The sequence below is a fragment of the Achromobacter veterisilvae genome, from assembly GCF_037619525.1.
Classification (GTDB): domain Bacteria; phylum Pseudomonadota; class Gammaproteobacteria; order Burkholderiales; family Burkholderiaceae_B; genus Achromobacter; species Achromobacter veterisilvae.
In genome coordinates this window covers 66,230-85,101 of sequence record NZ_CP148753.1, presented here as the reverse complement: position 1 = coordinate 85,101, position 18,872 = coordinate 66,230, and the positions used below count along the sequence as shown (strand labels likewise).

The window sequence follows — 18,872 nt, the reverse complement described above, 5'->3', positions numbered from 1 at the left end:
TTATGTTGAATCTATCGGCCGTCAACGTCGACCTGGCGGGCAACCGCATCCTGCGCGACGTCAGCGCCACGTTCGAACCCGCCAAGACCATCGGCATCGTCGGCCGCAACGGCGCGGGCAAGACCACGCTGTTGCGCACCATCATGGGCCTGACGCGGATCAAGTCCGGCAAGATTGCCTTCGACGGCACCGACCTGACCGTGCTGCCGGGCCATCGGCGCGCGGCGCTGAAAGTGGGTTACGCGCCCGAGGACCGGGTGATCTTTCCCACGATGACGGTGGAGGAAAACCTGCACCTGCCCTGCGAAGTCCAGGGCCAGTCCAAGGATGAGATCCAGGCGCGGGTCGCCGCGGTCCTGAAGGTGGTGCCGCAGTTGGAGCCGATGCTCAAGCGCTCGGGCTCGGCCCTGTCCGGCGGCCAGGGAAAAATGGTGGCCCTGGCGCGCGCCATCATGGTGGGCACGCGCCTGCTGATGCTGGACGAACCCTTCCAAGGCCTCGCGCCCAAGCTGGCGCGCGACTACACCGAAGCCCTGGCGCGGCTCAAAGAGCTGCAGCCCGACCTATGCGTGGTGATCACCGAGTCCAACGTGAAGTTGCTTGGCGACATCCCCGACCAGATTTGGACGATCGAGCGCGGCTCGATCTCCTTGAACTGAATTCCACGGAGACTTTCCATGACGCAGATGATCATCAACGGCCGCCAGGTCGACGCGGCCGACGGCCGCAGCATCGAGGTGGTTTCGCCGGTAGACGGCAAGGTATTCACCACCATTCCGCGCGGCCAGCAGGCCGACGTGGACGCGGCGGTGCAGGCGGCGCGCGGGGCGCTGGACGGAGAGTGGGGCGGCATGACCGCGCTGGACCGCGGCCGGCTGCTGCAGCGCCTGGGCGAAAGCGTGCTGGCGCACCACGAGGAACTGGCCCGCCTGGAGTCGCGCGACACGGGCAAGCCCATGTCCACCGCGCGCGCCGACATCACCGTGCTGGCGCGCTACTTCGAGTTCTACGGCGGCGCCGCCGACAAGGTTCATGGCCAGACCATCCCCTTCCAGAAGGACTATTCGGTCCAGTTGATCCGCGAGCCGCTGGGCGTCACCGCCCACATCATTCCGTGGAACTACCCCGCGCAGATGTTCGGCCGTAGCGTGGCGCCGGCGCTGGCCATGGGCAACGCCGCCGTGGTGAAGCCGGCCGAGGACGCCTGCCTGTCCATCGTCCGCGTGGCCGAGCTGGCCCTGGAAGTGGGTTTCCCCGCGGGCGCGCTGAACATCGTGACGGGCCTGGGCGAAGAGGCCGGCGCCAGCCTGTCGCGCCATCCGGGCATCAACTTCATCACTTTCACCGGGTCCAACGAGGTCGGCGTGCTGATCCAGCAGGCCGCCGCGCTGAATGCGGTCAAGTGCGTGCTGGAACTGGGCGGCAAGTCGGCGCACATCGTGTTCGACGACGCCAGCTACCGGCTGGCCATCCCGGCCATCGTCAAGGGCATCGTCCACAACGCCGGCCAGACCTGCACCGCCGGCAGCCGCCTGCTGGTGCAGAAAGGCATCTACGCGGATTTCATGAAAGCGCTGGCTGACGAGTTTTCGAAGGTGCGCGCCGGCACGCCGGACATGGACCTGACCTGCGGCCCTGTCGTCAACAAGGCGCAGTTCGACCGAGTCAACCGCTACATCGCCAAGGGGCTGGCGGACGGTCTGAAGGTGGTGGCCGAGGGCGGCATTGCCGACGGCGTCCCGGAAGGCGGCTACTTCGTCAAGCCCACGCTCTTCAGCGCGGCTACCCATGACAGCGACTTGCTGACCCAGGAGATCTTCGGCCCGGTGCTGGTGGCGCTGCCGTTCGACACAGAGGCCGACGCCATCCGCCTGGCCAACGCCACCGACTACGGGCTGCTGGGCGCGGTCTGGACCGAGAACGGCGGGCGCCAGCAGCGTGTGGCGCGCGGCATCAAGTGCGGCCAGGTCTACATCAACGGCTTCGGCGCGGGCGGCGGCGTGGAACTGCCGTTCGGCGGCGTGAAGAAAAGCGGCCACGGGCGCGAGAAGGGCTTCATCGCGCTGGAAGAAATGAGCACGACCAAGACGATTATCCAATTCTATGGCGAGTGATCGCCAGGCACAGTACGGAGACAGGAAATGAGTCAGTTGCAAGGCAAGGTCGCCATCGTCACCGGCGGGGGCAGCGGCTTCGGCGAAGGCATCGTCAAGCTGTACGCCAAGGAAGGGGCAAAGGTCGTCATCGCCGACATCAACAAGGAAGCCGCCGACCGCGTGGCGCGCGAGGTCGGTTCCGCCGCCCTGGCGGTCAAGGCTGACGTGTCCAGCCGCGCCGACATCGACAATGTCGTGCGCGTCTGCAAGGAAACCTTCGGCTCGGTGGACATCGTGGTCAACAACGCCGCCATCACCCACAAGAACCAGCCCATGCTGGACGTGGACGAGGCCATGTTCGACCGCATGTTCGACATCAACGTGAAGTCGATCTATCACATGGCGCAGGCCGTGGTGCCCGTCATGCGCGAACAGAAGCACGGCGTGATCCTGAACGTCGGCTCCACCGCCGGCATCCGTCCGCGCCCGGGGCTCAGTTGGTACAACGCGTCCAAGGGCGCCGTCAACGTGCTGTCCAAGTCCATGGCGGTGGAACTGGGGCCCGACGGCATCCGCGTCAACGCCATCTGCCCGGTGATGGGCATAACGGGCATGTTCGAGCTCTTCATGGGCCTGCCGGATACGCCGGAAAACCGCGCCAGGTTCGTGTCGACCATTCCGCTGGGGCGCTTCTGCCAGCCCTCGGACGTGGCGGCGGCGGCGCTGTTCCTGGCCAGCGACGCGGCGGAATTCATCACCGGCGTCGAGTTCCCGGTGGACGGCGGCCGCACGGTCTAGCGCGAGCCGAACGCCCGGGCGTTCCCCTCTTTCTGTGGATGGTAGGCGTATGAAAATCAGAGCGGCGCTGTTGAGGGAAGTGGGGGTGGAAGGCCCCTATGCCCAGACCCGGCCATTGAGCATTGCCGAGATCGAACTGGACCCGCCGGGCTTCGGCGAAGTGCTGGTCAGGATCAAGGCGGCGGGGCTGTGCCATTCCGACCTGTCGGTCATCAATGGCGACCGGCCCCGCAGCGTGCCCATCGTGCTGGGGCACGAGTCCTCCGGCGAAGTCGTGGAGGCCGGTCCCGGCGTGACGGACCTGAGGCCGGGCGACCACGTCGCCATGGTATTCGTGCCCAGTTGCGGCTGCTGCAATCCGTGCATGGAAGGCCGGCCAGCGCTGTGCGAGCCCGGCGCCGCGGCCAATACCAAGGGGACCCTGCTGGGCGGCGAGCGCCGCCTGCACATCGGCGACGAGTACATCAACCACCACACGGGGGTGTCGTGCTTCGCCGAGTACGCGGTGGTGTCGCGCCGGTCCTGCGTAAAGGTCAATGTCGAGCTCAGCCATCGCGAAGCCGCGCTGTTCGGTTGCGCCGTGCTGACGGGCGCGGGGGCGGTCATCAACCGCGCCCGCATCAAGATGGGCGATACGGCGGCCATCGTCGGGCTGGGCGGGGTGGGGCTGAGCGCCTTGCTGGCCGCTGTCGCCGCCGGCGCGCGCCGAGTGGTCGCGGTCGATCTCAGCGACGAGAAGCTCGCGCTGGCCAAGGAATTGGGCGCCACGCACACGGTCAATCCCAGGCAGGTGACGTCGGACGACGATTTCTTCGACCTGGCCGGCGGCCGCGTCGACTACGGCTTCGACATGGCCGGCGCGGTGCCCGCTTTCGAAACCGCCTACAAGCTGACGCGCCGGGGCGGCGCGACCGTGACCTCGGGCTTGCCCAATCCCAAGTTCAGCTTTCCGCTGTCGCTGTCGCAGATGGTGGGCGAAGAGCGCGAGATCCGGGGCAGCTACCTGGGCTCGGGCGTGCCGGCCATCGACATCAGCCGCTACATCGACCTGTATAAGGCCGGCCGGCTGCCCGTCGACCGGATGATGGGCAAATCGTTTTCGCTGGATCAGATCAACGAGGGGTTCGATCACCTCGCCACCGGCGGCAGCCTGCGCGACGCCATCGTTTTCTAAGGGCAAAGACCCGATAACAACACTGGAGACTTAGACCATGAAACTTTCAAGACTGGCGGCGCTTCTGGGCGCTTCCCTGCTGGCGGGCGCCGCGGCGCTGGCGAACGCGGCGGACAAACCCAAAGAACTGAATATCGGCATCTCGACGTACCTGTCGGGTTCGGCGTCGGTATTCGGCGTGCCCGCGCGCGACGCCGCCGAGATCCTGATCCAGGACATCAACGCCAGCGGCGGCATCGACGGCGTGAAACTGGTGCCCAACTACATCGACGAGGGCGGCGGCGGCGAGAAGCTGCTTTCCGAATACCGCCGCCTGGCCGAAGGCGGCACGCGCGTCATGCTGTCGGCCATTTCCAGCGGCCACTGCAATATCGTCGCGCCCGTGGCCGAGGACCTGAAAGTGCTGAACGTGCTGTGGGACTGCGGCACGGAAAAGGCGCTGGAAGGCAAGAAGTACAAATACGTGGTGCGCACGCAGGCCAACGCCACCACCGAAATGGTGGCGCAGGTGCTGTACCTGATGAAGGTCAAGCCCGATTTCAAGACCATCGCCATCGTCAATCAGGACTACGCCTGGGGCCGCGATTCGCGAGACATCTTCCTGGCCGCGCTGAAGAAGTTCAAGCCCGACGTCAAGGTCGTGGCCGAAATGTTCCCCAAGTTCGGGGCCGCCGATTTCTCCACCGAGATCAGCCGCCTGCAGGCCTTGCGTCCGGACGTCATTGTTTCCACGTCGTGGGGCGGAGACCTGGACAACTTCGTGCGCCAGGCCTCGCAGCGCAACCTGTTCAAGAACTCGACCTTCGTCCTGTCCCTGGCTGAAAGCTCGCTGGAACGCCTGGGCAACGCGTTGCCGGAAGGCGTCTACGTCGGCGCCCGCGGCGACCACTACTTTCTGCATCCTGAAACCAAGGACGATCCGCAGCACCAGGCCTTCGTGAAGAAATTCCACGACAAGACCGGCGCCTATCCCATCTACTCCGTCTACCACATGGTGCAGGCGATCCAGGGCCTGAAGGCGGGCTACGAGCAGGCCATCAAGGCCAACGGCGGCGCATGGCCCACGCCCGAGCAGGTGGCGGCCGCCATGCACGACGTGACCTTCAAGGGCTACGGCCGCGAGGTGAAGATGCACCGCGCCGACGGCCAGGGCCTGGAAGCGCAACTGTTCGGGGTGACGAAGAAGAGCGACAAGTACCCGTTCAAGGTGCTGGCCGACATCACCATCGTGCCGGCCGAGCTGGTCACTCCGGGCGTGGCGGACACGTCGATGGAATGGATCGACAAGAGCCTGACGCCTGACGTGCTGAAGAGCGACCAGATCAAGGTGTATTCGAACTGAGCAATCGGTGCTGTGTGCAGGGTTGACCCCGGCGAGCGATCGCCGGGGTTTTTTTCGGCCGCGCTCGGGCCCTCGCGAGCGCGGCCTCCGTCAGCGGCCGATCGCCCCTCAGGCGATCTCGATCCGCACGTCCACGTTGTCCCGTATCGCGCGCGAGTACGGGCACATCCCATGCGCGCCTTCCACCAGCAGGCGCTTCTGCTCTTCTTCAAGCCCTGGCAGCGATACCGCCAGCACCACCCCCAACGCGAAGTGCTCGCCGTTGTCGACCTTGCCCAGCGACACGCTGGCGTCGATCGCCACGTCCTGTGGAATCGCGATGCCGTGCGTGGCGCCGGCGCGCCTCATCGCGCCCATGAAGCAGGCGGAATACCCCACCGCGAACAGTTGCTCGGGATTGGTGCCGGGCCTGCCCGATCCGGGCGGGCTCAGTTGCACGTCCAGGGCGCCGTCGCTGCTGCGGCCGGCGCCGTCGCGGCCGCTGGTGGTGTGGGTGTGGGCGGTGTACAGCACTTGCTCGAGTTGCTTTGCCATGATGGCTCCTGATTCAGGTTGCGGCGAGGCCGCGGCGTTGGAACGAACTGCGTTTGGAGCCTGCATTGCAGCAAGCCGGTGTATCCGTCATGTGTCGGCCGGATCGGCGTTTCGCGTGCTGCTGTATCCGCTGCCGGCGCCGATACGTTGCGATACAGGGCGGCCCGGCGGGTCCGGGCCATTTCGGGAAATCGCCGCAATCGAGTATGTTGCGCCTTCAATGCCATTCAACGGAAAAAGACACGATGGGACGTCTGGCCATCCTGGGCGCGCTGCACGAAGAAATCGCCGACCTGCTTGCGGCGATGGATCCCGGCGCGGCCGTTCACCGCATCGCGATGCGCGATTTCCATGTGGGCACGCTATGGGGCACGCCGTGCGTGATCGCGCTGAGCCGCATCGGCAAGGTGGCCGCCGCCGCCACGGCGTCCATCGTCATCCGGGAATTCGGGGTTTCCCGGGTAATCTTCACCGGCCTGGCGGGCGGCCTGCATGCGGATGTGGAGGTGGGCGACGTGGTGGTTGCCCATACCTTGATGCAGCACGATATGGACGCGCGGCCCCTGTTCGGACAGCATGAGATCCCGCTGCTGGGCCGGGTGCGCTTCGAGGCGGATGCCGGATTGAGCAAGCTGTTGCAGGACAGCGCGGCGGACTTTGTCCGCGACCGGGGCGTGGCGGACGGCGCCCCGCGCGTCCAGCCCAGGGTCCATGCCGGCCTGATCGCCACCGGCGACGTGTTCGTGAGCCGCGCCGAGGAGGCCCAGGCATTGCGCGAGCGCCTGCCGGACGCGCTTTGCGTTGAGATGGAAGGCGCGGCCATGGCGCAGATCTGCTATGAATTCGGCATTCCGTTCGCGGTGATGCGCGTGATTTCAGACCGCGCCGACCATGCCGCGAAGGCCGACTTCACGGCGTTTCTGGAGAACGTGGCGCGGGTCTACACGGCGGGCATCCTGGCGCCCTTGCTGAAGTCGGGCGCGCTGTCGGGCGCCTGATGCCGCACGGAAAGGCCCGGCGCTAGCGGGCGAGGCGAAGTTCCGCGGACAGGCCGCCGCCGTCGCGGTTGCTCAGGATCAGCTTGGCGCCGACGACCACCGCAAGCTGCTGCGCGATCGCCAGGCCCAGGCCGGTGCCGCCGGTGTCCCGGTTGCGCGAGCTTTCCAGGCGGTAGAAGGGTTGCAGCACGGCGTCCAGTTCATGCTCCGGGATACCGGGCCCCCGGTCCAGCACGAAGACCGATAGCGGCGCGCCTTCTTGAACATCGACGCGTATCTCGGCCGCGCCCGCGAATTTCAGGGCGTTGTCGACCAGGTTGCCCAGAACCCGGCGCAGCGCATGCGGGCGCGTCAAGAGCGGCCCCGCGGCGGCGCCCGACAGCGTGACTGCCTTGCCCGTGTCCTGGTAGTCGTAGACCAGGCTCTCCAGAAACGCGTGGAGTTCCACGCGAACGGGCGTTTCGACGTTGCCGTGGGCGCTGCGCGCGTAATCGATGCCCTCGCGCACCAGCCGCTCCACCTCGTTCAAGTCCTGCGCGAACTTGTCCCGGTCGGCGGATTCTTCCATGAATTCCGTGCGCAGCTTCATGCGGGTGAGCGGCGTTTGCAGGTCGTGGGAGATGGCGCCCAGCATCTGCATCCGTTCCGCGACGTGAGCGGCAATGCGCTCCTGCATGGCGTTGAACGCGGCGGCGGCGCGCGCCACTTCGGCGGGCCCGCGCTCGCTGAGCAGCGGGCTCTTGGCGTTCGGGTCCAGCTCTTCGGCGGCGCGGGCCAGCCGCGTCAGCGGGCGCACGGCCAGGCGGACGGCAAGCCAGGCGCATCCGACCAGCAGAATCAACTGCACCGCCAGCACGACGACCAGCCACGGCGCGGGACGCATCGCCGACAGGTGGATGTCCAGCACCGCGGGCTGGCCATCGGACAGCACGGCCCGCGCCTGGATATGGCGAGGGTCGCCGGCCATGGCGCGTATGGCGACCGGACGGCTGCCCAGCGCGGCCTGGATGGATTGCGCAACGCCGCGGGCGGCATCCAGCCGCAGCGGCTGGTCGGCTTCGCCGTTGCCCAGCCGGTACTCGCGGCTGCCGCTGGACAGGCGCGCCAGCCAGGCGGGGCGTTCGTCCGCGGGCAGGCGGTCCAGGATGTCCATGGCGATGGCGACGTCTCGTTCCAGGTCGCCCAGCATCATGCTCTTGGTGGCGCTGTAGCGTTCATAGAACAGCGAGGCGAACGACAGGCCGTAGGCCAGCAACAGGCCCGCCAGGAAGATCAGGAACAGCCGGGCGACCAGCGTGCGGGGCCAGGCGTGGCGGCGAGGGGCGGAGGCAGTCACCGATCGGATTCCGAGACGTCGACGGCGGCCGAGAATACGTAGCCTTCGCTGCGCACGGTCTTGATGTACAGGGGCTCGCGGGCGTCTTCCCGCAGCCGCTGGCGCAGGCGGCTGACCAGCAGGTCGATCGAGCGGCCGAAGAAATCGGCGTCGCGGCCCTGCGTCAGGCTCAGCAGTTGGTCGCGGTTCAGCACGCGTTGGGGATGGTCCAGGAAGACGCGCAGCAGCCGGTACTCGGCGCCGCTGAGCGACACGACGGTGCCGTCGGCGTCGAGCAAATGGCGCGCGGTGGTGTCCAGGCGCCACTCGCCGAAGGCGATCTCGCGGCCGGGTTCAGTCACCTGGAAGTTGGGCGGCAGCATGCGCGCGCGGCGCAGGATCGCCTTGATGCGGGCCAGCAGTTCGCGCGCCACGAAGGGCTTGACCAGATAGTCGTCGGCGCCCATTTCCAGGCCGATGACGCGGTCCATGTCGTCGCTGCGCGCCGTCAGCAGCAGGATGGGGATGCGGCGGTGCTTGCCGCCGCGCAATTCGCGGCATAGCACCAGGCCGTCGTCGCCGGGCATCATGATGTCCAGCACGATCAGGTCTACGGCCAGGCTTTCCAGCAGGGATCGCATCTGCCGGCCGTCGGCCGCCAGCGTGACGGTCATGCCGTTCTTCTTCAGGAAGTTGCCGGCCAGTTCGCGTATTTCCCGGTCGTCGTCGACGATCATGACGTGATCAACGTGATCCATCTGCGGATGCCTTTCTGGGGTAGGGGGGCGTGCCGTTCATGATACTGGCGGCTGGGGGTCTCGGCGCGGACGCGTGTTGGCGATGAGCTGGCACTGGAACGGCTTGGCGGCTTCCGCGCTGAAGCCGCCGAACATCAGCAGCAGCACGGCAAGAATGCGTTTCATCGGAGGTCTCCGGGCAGAGGGGATGGCCGGTTTATAGCGCGGCAGGCTCCGGCATGTGTGTCGTACTGTATACGCGGCGGCGGCGGATACATAAGCACGAAAAACGGCGCCGATCCGGCACAAGCCGGATACCTGCCCAGGGTGCAATGGGGCCTCTTTCCCGAGGACACCCCATGGACCTGATCGACACCCCCATCGCCCTGCTGGCCGGCATGCTGACCATCGCGTCGCCATGCGTGCTGCCCTTGCTGCCCGTGCTGCTCGGCACCTCGCTGGAGCGCCCCGGCCGGATGCGTCCCTTGTTCGTCGTGTCCGGCTTCGTGCTGGCATTCGCCGGCCTGGGCATCGCGCTGAGCCTGCTGTCCAACCTGAATGCGTCGGTGCATGACGCGGTGCGCTCCGCTTCGATCGCGCTGCTGGCGTTGTTCGGCCTGGCGCGCATCTGGCCGCAACCGTATGACCGCCTAATCGGCCGCTTTGGCGGACCGTTGCAGCGGCTGGCGTCCAGCGCCGGCGGCTCCGGCAGCGGGAACGCCGGCGGCCTGCTGCTGGGCCTGTCGCTGGGCGCCGTGTGGACGCCCTGTGCCGGCCCGGTCCTGGCGTCGATCCTGGTGCTGGCCGCCAAGGCGCAGGACCTGGCCCAGTCCAGCACCCTGCTGCTGGTGTTCGCCATCGGCGCCGGCATTCCCATGCTGGCGATCGCCTACGGCGGGCAGGCCATCGCGGCCCGGGTGCGAGGGCTGTCCCGCTATACGCACCGCCTGCAGCAGGGTTTCGGCGTACTGCTCATCCTGACCGCGGCCGCCATCCATTTCCAGTACGACATCCTGGCCTACGCCTGGATCAGCAACCTGTTCAATTGACTTACGTCACCGACCCCAAGGAGTTCGACCATGTTTGCCTCACTCAAGAAGATCGCGCTGGGCGCCTTGTTTGCCGTCTCCGCGGCCGCGGCCGGTTCCGCGCAGGCCGCCGCCGACCCCGTTCCCGCGCCGGAATTCGCCGGCATCGAAAACTGGCTCAACAGCCCGCCGCTGACCCTGGCGTCGCAGCGCGGCAAGGTCGTGCTGGTGGATTTCTGGACCTACACCTGCATCAACTGCATCCGCACGCTGCCATATGTCGCGGCCTGGCACCAAAAGTACAAGGACCAGGGCCTGACCGTCGTGGGCGTGCATACGCCGGAGTTTCCGTTCGAGCGTTCGACGCCCAACGTCCAGAAGGCGCTGGAGCGTTTCGGCATCGCCTATCCCGTGGCGCAGGACAACCGCTACGCAACCTGGGACGCCTACCGCAACCAATACTGGCCGGCGGTCTACCTGATCGACAAGCAGGGCAGGATCGTCTACCGCCATTTCGGCGAGGGCAATTACGCCGAGACCGAAGCGGAAATCCAGCGTTTGCTGGCGCAGCCGGGCTAGCGCCCCGTATCCGGGTAGTTCGGTCCGGCGTCGTGGAAGCCGTCGGTGCTGTAGGGATTCACGGCGCCGGGATGGGGAGGTCCGCCTTGTCCCGGCGCGCAGCCCGCAAGGAACAGCGCCGCGGCGAGCACGGAAAGCAGGCGGGTCAGTGCGAGTGTCATGGCGATCTCCTGCGTCTGCCCCTTCGGCAGGCGCGTAGCTTGTAGCGTATGGAGGAATTATAGGGTGGTGCGAGGCGCCACGGCCTTGCGCCGGGGAGCACCGGTTTCCGGTCGCCTGCGGGCGGGGTTTTGCGCTAGGATTAGCCGCAGCATTTTTCCCTCCGCTCCCTCTGGAGAAATCCCGCATGGCCGACCTCAGTTCCTTTGCCGTCACCAAGAAATGGCCCGCCCGGCATCCCGACCGCATCCAGCTATATTCGCTGCCCACGCCCAACGGCGTGAAGGTGTCCATCATGCTGGAAGAGACGGGCCTGCCCTATGAGGCCCATCGCGTCAGCTTCGATTCCAAGGACCAGTTCTCGCCGGAATTCCTGTCGCTCAGCCCGAACAACAAGATCCCGGCCATCCTGGATCCCAACGGACCCGACGGCAAGCCGCTGGGCCTGTTCGAGTCCGGCGCCATCCTGATCTACCTGGCCGGCAAGTCCGGGCAATTCATCCCGGCGGACACGGCCGGGCGCTACGAGACGCTGCAATGGGTGATGTTCCAGATGGGGGGCATCGGCCCGATGTTCGGCCAACTGGGCTTTTTCCACAAATTCGCCGGCAAGGACTACGAGGACAAGCGTCCGCGCGACCGCTACGCGGCCGAGTCCAAGCGCCTGCTGGGCGTGCTGGACCAGCGGCTGGCGGGGCGCGACTGGGTGATGGGCGACCAATACACCATCGCCGACATCGCCATCCTGCCCTGGGTGCGCAACCTGGTGGGCTTCTATGGCGCGGGTGAACTGGTGGAGTTTTCGCAGTTCAAGAACGTCGCCCGCGTGCTGGACGCGTTCGTCGCCCGGCCGGCCGTGGCGAAGGGCCTGACGATACCCGCCTAAGGTGCGAACGGGCCGCGCGGCCGCGGCCCGTCCGTTGCGGACCGGCCCCAGGCTTGCGGGAAATCAAACAAGCCCGCAAGTTATATACCTTGTGGTAATTAACTTATTACCTAAAGGCGTAAGCTTCCTCCATAAGCTGGACCGGCTGTACGAACTCCCCGACGTGCACGCTGCCCAGCGTGCTACGGAGGGCAGTAATGAAGAGGTTCGGGATCAAGGCGGCAGCCGGCCTGCTGGCGGCGGCGGGCCTGGCGATCGGCGGCGCGCAGCTACTGACCGCAAACCGCAAGGTCGACGCGGCGGCGTCCGTCGACGTCAACGACAGGCGGCTGGCCGAAGCCGGCGCCTATATCGCGCGCACGGGCGACTGCGTGGCCTGTCACAGCGTGCCCAATGGCAAGTCCTTCGCGGGCGGCTTGGCGATGCAGACGCCGGTCGGCACCATTTATTCGTCGAACATCACGCCCGACAAGCAGACGGGCATCGGCGGCTACAGCTACGCGGATTTCAAGAACGCGGTCCAGTACGGCATCCGCAAGGACGGCGCGGCGCTGTATCCGGCCATGCCGTATCCCTCTTACGCCATCATGCCGGACGCGGACATCCAGGCGCTGTACGCCTACTTCATGTCGCAGGTCGAGCCGGTGAGCCAGCCCAGCGCGGACTCCACCATTCCGTGGCCGCTGAACATGCGCTGGCCCATGGCGTGGTGGCAGTTGCTGTTCGCGGGCAAGCGCGAGTTCGCGGCCTCCGCAGGCGCCGACGAAAAGCTGGTGCGCGGCGCGTACCTGGTCGAGGGCCCCGGCCACTGCGGCGCCTGCCATACGCCGCGCGGCCTGGCCTACCAGGAGCGGGCGCTGTCCCTGGCCGACGGCGACGCCTTCCTGTCCGGCGCTGTCATTGACGGCTGGCGGGCCAAGAGCCTGCGCGGCGAAGCCCAGGGCCTGCAATCCTGGAGCGCGCAAGACATCGAGATGTTCTTGAAGACGGGCCGCACCGACAAGGTGGCGGCGTTCGGCGCAATGGCCGACGTGGTCGAGCACAGCACCCGCCACTTCACGGATGGCGACATCGCCAGCATCGCCGCCTACCTGAAGCAGTTGCCCGCCGCGGGCGGCAAGCTCGCCGCCTTCCCGCCCAAGGCCGACAGCACCACCGCCGCCTTGCGCGACGGCCGCTACGACTCGCGCGGCGCCGTCATCTACGTGGAGCAGTGCGTCGTGTGCCATCGCGCCGACGGGCAGGGCATGCCGCGCATTTTCCCGGCGCTGGCCGGCAATTCGGCGGTGTTTGCCAAGAACCCCCAATCCATCATCCAGATCACGCTGGAAGGCGGCAGGATGCCGTCCAACGACACGGATGCCATGGCGTTCGCGATGCCGGGCTTCAGGCACCTGAGCGACCGGGACATCACCGACGTCATCAATTTCATCAGGACGGCCTGGACCAACCAGGCGCCGCCCATCGGCGGCGAGGACGTCGCGCATATCCGCGGATTCCTGGCAGGCAAGAAGCCGAACATCGTGGCGGGAGGCAAGCATGAATAAAAGATTCAAGATTGCGGCAGTGCTGGCCGTGGCGGCATCCCTCGGCGCCGGCGCGGCCGTGTTGGCGGCGCAGGACGCGCCGGCGGCCGGCAAGACGTTTCAGGTGCTGGACAAGGATGGCAAGCGCCTGCCCGACTACACGATTCCGTCGGACACCCTGATCGCCAAGGAGCCCAACGCCGCCCAGATCGACTACGGCAAGCGCCTGCTGACCGAGACGCGCCGCCTGCTGCCGCAGAACACGGGCGCCAGCATGAATTGCAATAGCTGTCACGTGCAGGGCGGCAAGAAGCCCATGGGCGCGCCGTACATCAACACGGTCAACTCGTTCCCGCAGTTCAATCCGCGCGCCAACCGCGTGGTGACGCTGGAAGACCGCATCAATGGCTGCTTCATGCGTTCGATGAACGGCAAGCCGCTGGAGAAGGATTCGGCCGAGATGAAGGCGATGATCGCCTATATGAAGTGGCTGGCCCAGGACGTGCCGCACGGCGCCCGCGTACAGATCGAGAACGCCTGGCCCATCGACGCCAAGCTGGTGCCCGATCCGGTGCGCGGCAAGAGCCTGTATGCCGCGCAATGCGCGTCCTGCCACGGCGCCAATGGCGAAGGCAAGAAGGACCGCTCGGGCGATATCGCGTTTCCGCCCTTGTGGGGCGACGAGTCCTTCAATATCGGCGCGGGCCTGGCGCGCACCTACAAGGCCGCGGCCTTCATCCGCAACAGCATGCCGATGGGCGTGAATACGCATGGCAGTTGGGGCGAGGGCGGCGTGCTGTCGGACCAGGACGCGGTGGACGTGGCCGAGTACTTCACCCACATGCCGCGCCCGGACTTCGCCGGCAAGGACAAGGACTGGCCGCAGGGCAAGAAGCCGAAGGACGCGCGCTACTGAGCCTCTACAATCGGCCTTGTCATTCCTTCAGGAAAGCCAGGGCCCCTCATGGAACTCCGCCAGCTCCGCTATTTCGTCCGCGTCGTCGAGGCCGGCAGCATCGGGCGCGCGGCGCAGTCCATCGGCATGGTGACGTCCGCGCTCAGCCAGCAGATCAGCCGGCTGGAGGGCGAGCTTTCGACGCGGCTCCTGCAGCGCAGCGCCAGCGGCGTGGTGCCGACCGACGCGGGCCTGGCTTTCTTCCGGCAGGCGCAGTTGGCGCTGCGCCACGCCGACGACGCCGTCCAGGCCGCGCAGCAGGCGCGCCTGGCCGGGCACGTCAGCGTGGGCCTGCCGTCCACCACGGCCGCGATCCTGGGCGCGCCGTTCGTGCGCGCCATGAACGAGCGCTATCCGGACATCCGCCTGCACCTGGTGGAGGCGCTGTCCGGCCACCTGAGCGACATGCTCAACGGCCGCCAACTGGACCTGGCGATCGTATTCCAGGCGGAATCCGCGCGCCGCTGGAGCGTCATGGCGCTGCTGGACGAGCCCTTGTTCCTGCTGGCCCGCCCGGACATGCCGGGCCTGCCGGCCGGAGACACGACGCGGATCGACGCCATCGCGCATCTGCCCCTGGTGCTGCCCAGCGGGCGGCACGGGCTGCGCGCGCTGGTGAACAACGCTTTCCTGCAGTCGGGCCGGACGCCCGTGGTGGCGGTGGAGGTGGACGGCCTGCCGGTGCTGATGGACGTGGTGCAATCGGGCCAGGTCGCCACCATCCAGCCCAGTTCGGCCATGGCGCGCATCGCGCCCGGCCAGTTGCACATGGCGCGCATCGACGACGCGCACCTGTTCCGTCCCAATCTGCTGGCCAGCCTGTCCGAGGACGAACTGTCGCCCGCCGCGCTGGCGGCCCGCCTGGTGCTGGCCGACGTCTCGCGCACGCTGGTGCGCGAGGGCAAGTGGGCGGTCGTGGCCCTTCACGATTCATGAAGACCTGTTGACGCCTGGCTGATATCGGGACGTCGCCCCGCCCGATACAGTCCGTTCCTTGAATTGGGAACAATGGCATGGTCGACGTCTTGGTGATAGGAGGGGGCAACGCGGCGCTGTGCGCGGCCCTGATGGCGCGCGAAGCGGGCGCCAGCGTGCTGCTGCTGGAAGCGGCGCCGCGCGAATGGCGCGGCGGCAATTCGCAGCACACGCGCAATCTGCGCTGCATGCACGATGCGCCGCAGGACGTGCTGGTCGACGCCTACCCCGAAGAGGAATACTGGCAGGACCTGCTGAAGGTGACGGGCGGGCTGACCAACGAGCACCTGGCGCGCCTGGTCATCCGCGAATCCTCCACCTGCCGCGACTGGATGCGCCGCCATGGCGTGAACTTCCAGCCGCCGCTGTCCGGCGCGCTGCACGTGGCCCGCACCAACGCCTTTTTCATGGGTGGGGGCAAGGCGCTGGTGAACGCCTACTACCGCAGCGCCGAAGCCCTGGGCGTGCGGGTCCGCTACAACGCCCCGGTCGACTCGCTGGAACTGGACGGCAGCCGCTTCGTGGCGGCGCGCATCGGCGGCGAACGCATCGAGGCGCGGGCCTGTGTGCTGGCCGCTGGCGGCTTCGAATCCAACCGCGAATGGCTGCGCGAGGCCTGGGGCCAGAACGAGCGCGGCGAATGGCCGGCCGACAATTTCCTGATCCGGGGCACCCGGTACAACATGGGCGTCCTGCTGAAGTTCATGCTGGACGCCGGCGCGGACGGCATCGGCGATCCCTCCCAGTCCCATTGCGTGGCCATCGACGCCCGCGCTCCGCTCTACGACGGCGGCATCTGCACGCGCATCGACTGCGTGTCGCTGGGCGTGGTGGTCAACCGGGACGCCGAGCGCTTCTACGACGAGGGCGAGGATTTCTGGCCCAAGCGCTACGCCATCTGGGGGCGCCTGACCGCCATGCAGCCGGGCCAGATCGCCTATTCCATCATCGACGCCAAGGCGGTCGGCCGGTTCATGCCGCCGGTGTTCCCGGGCGTGCAGGCCGACACGCTGCCCGAACTGGCGCAGAAGCTGGGCCTGGACCCCGCCGCCTTCGAACGCACCATCGGCGGTTACAACGCGTCCTGTCGGGTCGGCACGTTCGACCACACCGCGCTGGACGACTGCCACACCGAAGGCGTGACGCCGGCCAAGACGCACTGGGCTCGCCCGATAGACACCGCGCCCTTCTACGGCTACGCCTTGCGTCCCGGCATCACGTTCACCTATCTGGGCCTGAAGGTGGACGACACCGCCGCGGTCCGTTTCAACGATATGCCGAGCGACAACCTGTTCGTCGCCGGCGAAATGATGGCGGGCAACGTGCTGGGCAAGGGCTACACCGCCGGCGTGGGCATGTCCATCGGCACGGCCTTCGGCCGCATCGCCGGAACCCGCGCAGCCGCCGCCGCGCGCCGCCAGCACTCCGCCGGAGCACTCCATGAAGCAGCTTGAAGCCCTGGCCCGCGAGGCGCAGTCGTTTTCGGAATCGGCGCCGGCCATGGCCGAGCAGACCATTCACTGGCACGGCAGGAACGCCAAGCCGCAGTCCGCCGCGCTGACGGACGGCGAAGCGGAAGTCGCGCGCGTCATGCAGATCTGCAATGCCTGCCGGTACTGCGAAGGATTCTGCGCGGTGTTTCCCGCCATGACCCGCCGGCTGGAATTCGGCAAGGCCGACATCAACTACCTGGCCAACCTGTGCCACAACTGCGGCGCCTGTCTGCACGCCTGTCAGTACGCGCCGCCGCACGAGTTCGCGGTGAACGTGCCGCAGGCCATGGCCCGCGTCCGCGTGCAGACCTACACCGACTACGCCTGGCCGGCCGCCCTGGGCACGCTGTACAAGCGCAACGGCCTGGCCCTGTCCCTGGCCACGGCCGCGGGCCTGGCGCTGTTCCTGGTCCTGGCGGTGCTGATGGCCGGCGGGCTGTTCCATGCGCCGATGGCGGGCAATTTCTACGCGGTGTTCCCGCACAACACGCTGGCGCTGATGTTCGGGGCGGTGTTCGGTTTCGCCGTGCTGGCCCTGGGCGTCGGCGTGACGCGCTTCTGGCGCAACGTCAGCCCGGGGGCGGCGTCCGGCGCGGCGGTCGCCGAAGCCGCGCACGACGCCCTGCGCCTGCGCTACCTGGACGGCGGCCACGGCAAGGGCTGCAACAACGCGGACGACGCGTTCACGCTCTGGCGCCGGCGCTTCCACCACTTCACGTTCTACGGCTTCATGCTGTGTTTCGCGGCCACCAGCGTGGCGACGCTGTACCACTACCTGCTGGGGCTGGAGGCGCCGTATCCGTTCCTGAGCGCGCCGGTCCTGCTGGGCACCGCGGGTGGCATCGGGCTGCTGATCGGGCCGGCCGGCCTGCTGTGGCTGAACCTCAGGCGCCATCCGCTGCAGGGCGACGCCGCGCAGAAGCCGATGGACCGCGGTTTCATCGTGCTGCTGTTCCTGACCAGTGCCACGGGCCTGGCCCTGCTGGCCGGCCGCGACGGCGGCGCGATGGCGCTGCTGCTGGCGATCCACCTGGGCGTGGTCATGGCGCTGTTCCTGACCTTGCCCTACGGAAAGTTCGCCCACGGCATCTACCGGTCCGCCGCGCTATTGAAGTGGTCGATAGAGAAACGCCAGCCCAACAAGCTGCAATTGGGCTCGGATTGACCGGCCGGACGCCGCCTCGAGGCGGCGCCGCGCCCGATAACAAACCAGGAGACTTGAATGTTCCGTACCCCCATGCTGGCGCGCGCCGCGCTGGCCGCCTGTCTGCTGCCGGCGCTGCCGGCGGCCCAGGCGCAGTCCTTTCCCGCGAAGCCCATTACGCTGGTCGTGCCGCACTCGGCCGGCGGCACGTCGGACATCCTGGCGCGCACGGTGGCGGCCGAGGCCGCCAAGACGCTCGGGCAGACCATCGTGATCGACAACAAGGGCGGCGCCAACGGCACTATCGCGGCCAAGCAGGTGGCCACTTCCGCGCCCGACGGCTACACGCTGCTGCTGGCCACCGCCAGCACGCACGGCATCAACCCGTCCTTGTACTCGCGCATTTCGTACGACGCGGTGAAGGACTTCACCCCCGTCACGCTGCTGGCCACGGTTCCCAACGTGCTGGTGGTGGGCAAGCCGGTGCAGGCGGCCAACGTGCAGGAACTGGTCGCGTACATCCGATCGCAGGGCGACCGGACCAACATGGGTTCGGCGGGCGCGGGCACGCCCGGCCACCTGGCCGGCGAGATGTTCAAGAGCGCCGCCAAACTGGAATTCACGCATGTGCCGTACAAGGGCGGCAGCCCCGCCATCACGGACCTCATCGGCGGCCAGATCGACTTCATGTTCACCACGATTCCCGGCGTGCTGCCGCACGTGAAGGCCGGCACGCTGCGCGCGCTGGCGGTGACGTCGCCGCAGCGCTCGCCCGCGATGCCCGAGATCCCCACCATGGCGGAATCGGGCCTGCCGGGCTTCCAGGCGGTGTCTTGGCACGGCATCGTCGCGCCCGCGGGCACGCCGGAGGCCGTCGTGGCCAGGTTGAACGAGGCCCTGAGCGGCGCGCTGGCGGCGCCGGCCGTCAAGCAGCGGCTGATGGAAGAGGGCGCGCAGGCCTCCAGCCTGAACACCGCCGCGTTCGGCGCCTTCATCCAGAGCGAGATCGCGGCCTGGGCCAAGGCCGTCAAGGACTCGGGCGCCACCGCGAACTGAGGAAAAAAAAGCGGCCCGGCGGGGCTGCTTGCCATTTGCCAGGCGGGACCGCGAATAGCGCATGCTAGGATCGTCCT

Annotated in this window: 20 protein-coding genes; 15 read left to right on the top strand and 5 right to left on the bottom strand. The window is 67.5% G+C overall.

All coding sequences use genetic code 11. The annotated features are described in order from the left end of the window. Window positions 1–2: 2 nt before the first annotated feature. From WHX56_RS00350 to WHX56_RS00330, 5 genes are read left to right on the top strand one after another with little or no spacing between them, the layout of a single operon-like run. Entirely contained in the window at window positions 3–659 is a 657-nt protein-coding gene (locus WHX56_RS00350) for an ABC transporter ATP-binding protein (RefSeq protein WP_338879896.1), read from the top strand. Window positions 660–677: 18 nt separating this feature from the next. Further along, window positions 678–2,114, top strand: a complete 1,437-nt coding sequence (locus WHX56_RS00345) for an aldehyde dehydrogenase family protein (RefSeq protein WP_338879895.1) — start codon at window positions 678–680, stop codon at window positions 2,112–2,114. Window positions 2,115–2,141: 27 nt separating this feature from the next. Continuing rightward, window positions 2,142–2,894: a glucose 1-dehydrogenase gene (locus tag WHX56_RS00340; RefSeq protein ID WP_338879894.1), complete on the top strand. Its 753-nt coding sequence runs from the start codon at window positions 2,142–2,144 to the stop codon at window positions 2,892–2,894. Window positions 2,895–2,943: 49 nt separating this feature from the next. After that, complete coding sequence (locus WHX56_RS00335) at window positions 2,944–4,068, top strand: zinc-dependent alcohol dehydrogenase family protein (protein WP_338879893.1); 1,125 nt, start codon at window positions 2,944–2,946, stop codon at window positions 4,066–4,068. A gap of 37 nt (window positions 4,069–4,105) precedes the next feature. Further along, window positions 4,106–5,410, top strand: a complete 1,305-nt coding sequence (locus tag WHX56_RS00330) for an ABC transporter substrate-binding protein (RefSeq protein WP_338879892.1) — start codon at window positions 4,106–4,108, stop codon at window positions 5,408–5,410. Window positions 5,411–5,518: 108 nt separating this feature from the next. Here WHX56_RS00330 and WHX56_RS00325 read toward each other — a convergent pair whose 3' ends face one another. Then, complete coding sequence (locus WHX56_RS00325; RefSeq protein WP_338879891.1) at window positions 5,519–5,944, bottom strand: organic hydroperoxide resistance protein; 426 nt, start codon at window positions 5,942–5,944, stop codon at window positions 5,519–5,521. Window positions 5,945–6,189: 245 nt separating this feature from the next. On the opposite strand from WHX56_RS00325, the gene WHX56_RS00320 reads away from it, so the two are divergent. Continuing rightward, a complete protein-coding gene (locus tag WHX56_RS00320) occupies window positions 6,190–6,942 on the top strand; it encodes a 5'-methylthioadenosine/adenosylhomocysteine nucleosidase (protein WP_338879890.1) in 753 nt (250 codons plus the stop codon). Between the two features lie 22 nt (window positions 6,943–6,964). Here WHX56_RS00320 and WHX56_RS00315 read toward each other — a convergent pair whose 3' ends face one another. From WHX56_RS00315 to WHX56_RS00305, 3 genes are read right to left on the bottom strand one after another with little or no spacing between them, the layout of a single operon-like run. Beyond that, a complete protein-coding gene (locus tag WHX56_RS00315; RefSeq protein WP_338879889.1) occupies window positions 6,965–8,278 on the bottom strand; it encodes a HAMP domain-containing sensor histidine kinase in 1,314 nt (437 codons plus the stop codon). After that, window positions 8,275–9,015 carry a response regulator gene (locus tag WHX56_RS00310; RefSeq protein ID WP_129240067.1) on the bottom strand — a complete coding sequence of 247 codons (741 nt, stop codon included), beginning with the start codon at window positions 9,013–9,015 and terminating at the stop codon, window positions 8,275–8,277. Before WHX56_RS00310 ends, WHX56_RS00315 begins: the two co-directional genes overlap by 4 nt. 36 nt (window positions 9,016–9,051) lie before the next feature. Next, on the bottom strand, window positions 9,052–9,180 hold the full coding sequence (locus tag WHX56_RS00305) for a hypothetical protein (RefSeq protein ID WP_338879888.1): 129 nt from the start codon (window positions 9,178–9,180) through the stop codon (window positions 9,052–9,054). Between the two features lie 173 nt (window positions 9,181–9,353). Here WHX56_RS00305 and WHX56_RS00300 point away from each other — a divergent pair, with 173 nt between their 5' ends. Next, entirely contained in the window at window positions 9,354–10,043 is a 690-nt protein-coding gene (locus WHX56_RS00300; RefSeq protein ID WP_338879887.1) for a cytochrome c biogenesis CcdA family protein, read from the top strand. Window positions 10,044–10,073: 30 nt separating this feature from the next. Next, entirely contained in the window at window positions 10,074–10,601 is a 528-nt protein-coding gene (locus WHX56_RS00295; RefSeq protein ID WP_338879886.1) for a thioredoxin family protein, read from the top strand. On the opposite strand, the gene WHX56_RS00290 is transcribed toward WHX56_RS00295, so the two are convergent. Beyond that, a complete protein-coding gene (locus WHX56_RS00290) occupies window positions 10,598–10,762 on the bottom strand; it encodes a hypothetical protein (RefSeq protein WP_129240064.1) in 165 nt (54 codons plus the stop codon). The genes WHX56_RS00295 and WHX56_RS00290 overlap by 4 nt on opposite strands. A gap of 185 nt (window positions 10,763–10,947) precedes the next feature. Here WHX56_RS00290 and WHX56_RS00285 point away from each other — a divergent pair, with 185 nt between their 5' ends. From WHX56_RS00285 to WHX56_RS00255, 7 genes are all read left to right on the top strand, one after another. Then, window positions 10,948–11,646: a glutathione binding-like protein gene (locus WHX56_RS00285; protein ID WP_338879885.1), complete on the top strand. Its 699-nt coding sequence runs from the start codon at window positions 10,948–10,950 to the stop codon at window positions 11,644–11,646. 197 nt (window positions 11,647–11,843) lie between these two features. Continuing rightward, entirely contained in the window at window positions 11,844–13,193 is a 1,350-nt protein-coding gene (locus WHX56_RS00280; RefSeq protein WP_338879884.1) for a cytochrome c, read from the top strand. After that, the gene (locus WHX56_RS00275) at window positions 13,186–14,088 is read left to right on the top strand and encodes a c-type cytochrome (protein ID WP_338879883.1); all 903 of its coding nucleotides are present in this window, start codon (window positions 13,186–13,188) and stop codon (window positions 14,086–14,088) included. Before WHX56_RS00280 ends, WHX56_RS00275 begins: the two co-directional genes overlap by 8 nt. A gap of 48 nt (window positions 14,089–14,136) precedes the next feature. Next, on the top strand, window positions 14,137–15,063 hold the full coding sequence (locus WHX56_RS00270) for a LysR family transcriptional regulator (RefSeq protein ID WP_338879882.1): 927 nt from the start codon (window positions 14,137–14,139) through the stop codon (window positions 15,061–15,063). Window positions 15,064–15,140: 77 nt separating this feature from the next. After that, a complete protein-coding gene (tcuA, locus tag WHX56_RS00265) occupies window positions 15,141–16,556 on the top strand; it encodes an FAD-dependent tricarballylate dehydrogenase TcuA (protein WP_129240051.1) in 1,416 nt (471 codons plus the stop codon). Next, entirely contained in the window at window positions 16,543–17,760 is a 1,218-nt protein-coding gene (tcuB, locus tag WHX56_RS00260; protein ID WP_287755136.1) for a tricarballylate utilization 4Fe-4S protein TcuB, read from the top strand. Before tcuA ends, tcuB begins: the two co-directional genes overlap by 14 nt. Before the next feature lie 57 nt (window positions 17,761–17,817). Beyond that, the gene (locus WHX56_RS00255) at window positions 17,818–18,795 is read left to right on the top strand and encodes a tripartite tricarboxylate transporter substrate binding protein (protein ID WP_338879881.1); all 978 of its coding nucleotides are present in this window, start codon (window positions 17,818–17,820) and stop codon (window positions 18,793–18,795) included. Window positions 18,796–18,872: the final 77 nt, after the last annotated feature.

Excerpts from the sequence above, each read along its gene's own strand:
- WHX56_RS00350 (WP_338879896.1), top strand. The coding sequence starts at position 3 with ATGTTGAATCTATCGGCCGTCAACGTCGACCTGGCGGGCAACCGCATC.
- WHX56_RS00345 (WP_338879895.1), top strand. The coding sequence starts at position 678 with ATGACGCAGATGATCATCAACGGCCGCCAGGTCGACGCGGCCGACGGC.
- WHX56_RS00340 (WP_338879894.1), top strand. The coding sequence starts at position 2,142 with ATGAGTCAGTTGCAAGGCAAGGTCGCCATCGTCACCGGCGGGGGCAGC.
- WHX56_RS00335 (WP_338879893.1), top strand. The coding sequence starts at position 2,944 with ATGAAAATCAGAGCGGCGCTGTTGAGGGAAGTGGGGGTGGAAGGCCCC.
- WHX56_RS00330 (WP_338879892.1), top strand. The coding sequence starts at position 4,106 with ATGAAACTTTCAAGACTGGCGGCGCTTCTGGGCGCTTCCCTGCTGGCG.
- WHX56_RS00325 (WP_338879891.1), bottom strand. The coding sequence starts at position 5,944 with ATGGCAAAGCAACTCGAGCAAGTGCTGTACACCGCCCACACCCACACC.
- WHX56_RS00320 (WP_338879890.1), top strand. The coding sequence starts at position 6,190 with ATGGGACGTCTGGCCATCCTGGGCGCGCTGCACGAAGAAATCGCCGAC.
- WHX56_RS00310 (WP_129240067.1), bottom strand. The coding sequence starts at position 9,015 with ATGGATCACGTTGATCACGTCATGATCGTCGACGACGACCGGGAAATA.
- WHX56_RS00305 (WP_338879888.1), bottom strand. The coding sequence starts at position 9,180 with ATGAAACGCATTCTTGCCGTGCTGCTGCTGATGTTCGGCGGCTTCAGC.
- WHX56_RS00300 (WP_338879887.1), top strand. The coding sequence starts at position 9,354 with ATGGACCTGATCGACACCCCCATCGCCCTGCTGGCCGGCATGCTGACC.
- WHX56_RS00295 (WP_338879886.1), top strand. The coding sequence starts at position 10,074 with ATGTTTGCCTCACTCAAGAAGATCGCGCTGGGCGCCTTGTTTGCCGTC.
- WHX56_RS00290 (WP_129240064.1), bottom strand. The coding sequence starts at position 10,762 with ATGACACTCGCACTGACCCGCCTGCTTTCCGTGCTCGCCGCGGCGCTG.
- WHX56_RS00285 (WP_338879885.1), top strand. The coding sequence starts at position 10,948 with ATGGCCGACCTCAGTTCCTTTGCCGTCACCAAGAAATGGCCCGCCCGG.
- WHX56_RS00280 (WP_338879884.1), top strand. The coding sequence starts at position 11,844 with ATGAAGAGGTTCGGGATCAAGGCGGCAGCCGGCCTGCTGGCGGCGGCG.
- WHX56_RS00275 (WP_338879883.1), top strand. The coding sequence starts at position 13,186 with ATGAATAAAAGATTCAAGATTGCGGCAGTGCTGGCCGTGGCGGCATCC.
- WHX56_RS00270 (WP_338879882.1), top strand. The coding sequence starts at position 14,137 with ATGGAACTCCGCCAGCTCCGCTATTTCGTCCGCGTCGTCGAGGCCGGC.
- tcuA (WP_129240051.1), top strand. The coding sequence starts at position 15,141 with ATGGTCGACGTCTTGGTGATAGGAGGGGGCAACGCGGCGCTGTGCGCG.
- tcuB (WP_287755136.1), top strand. The coding sequence starts at position 16,543 with ATGAAGCAGCTTGAAGCCCTGGCCCGCGAGGCGCAGTCGTTTTCGGAA.
- WHX56_RS00255 (WP_338879881.1), top strand. The coding sequence starts at position 17,818 with ATGTTCCGTACCCCCATGCTGGCGCGCGCCGCGCTGGCCGCCTGTCTG.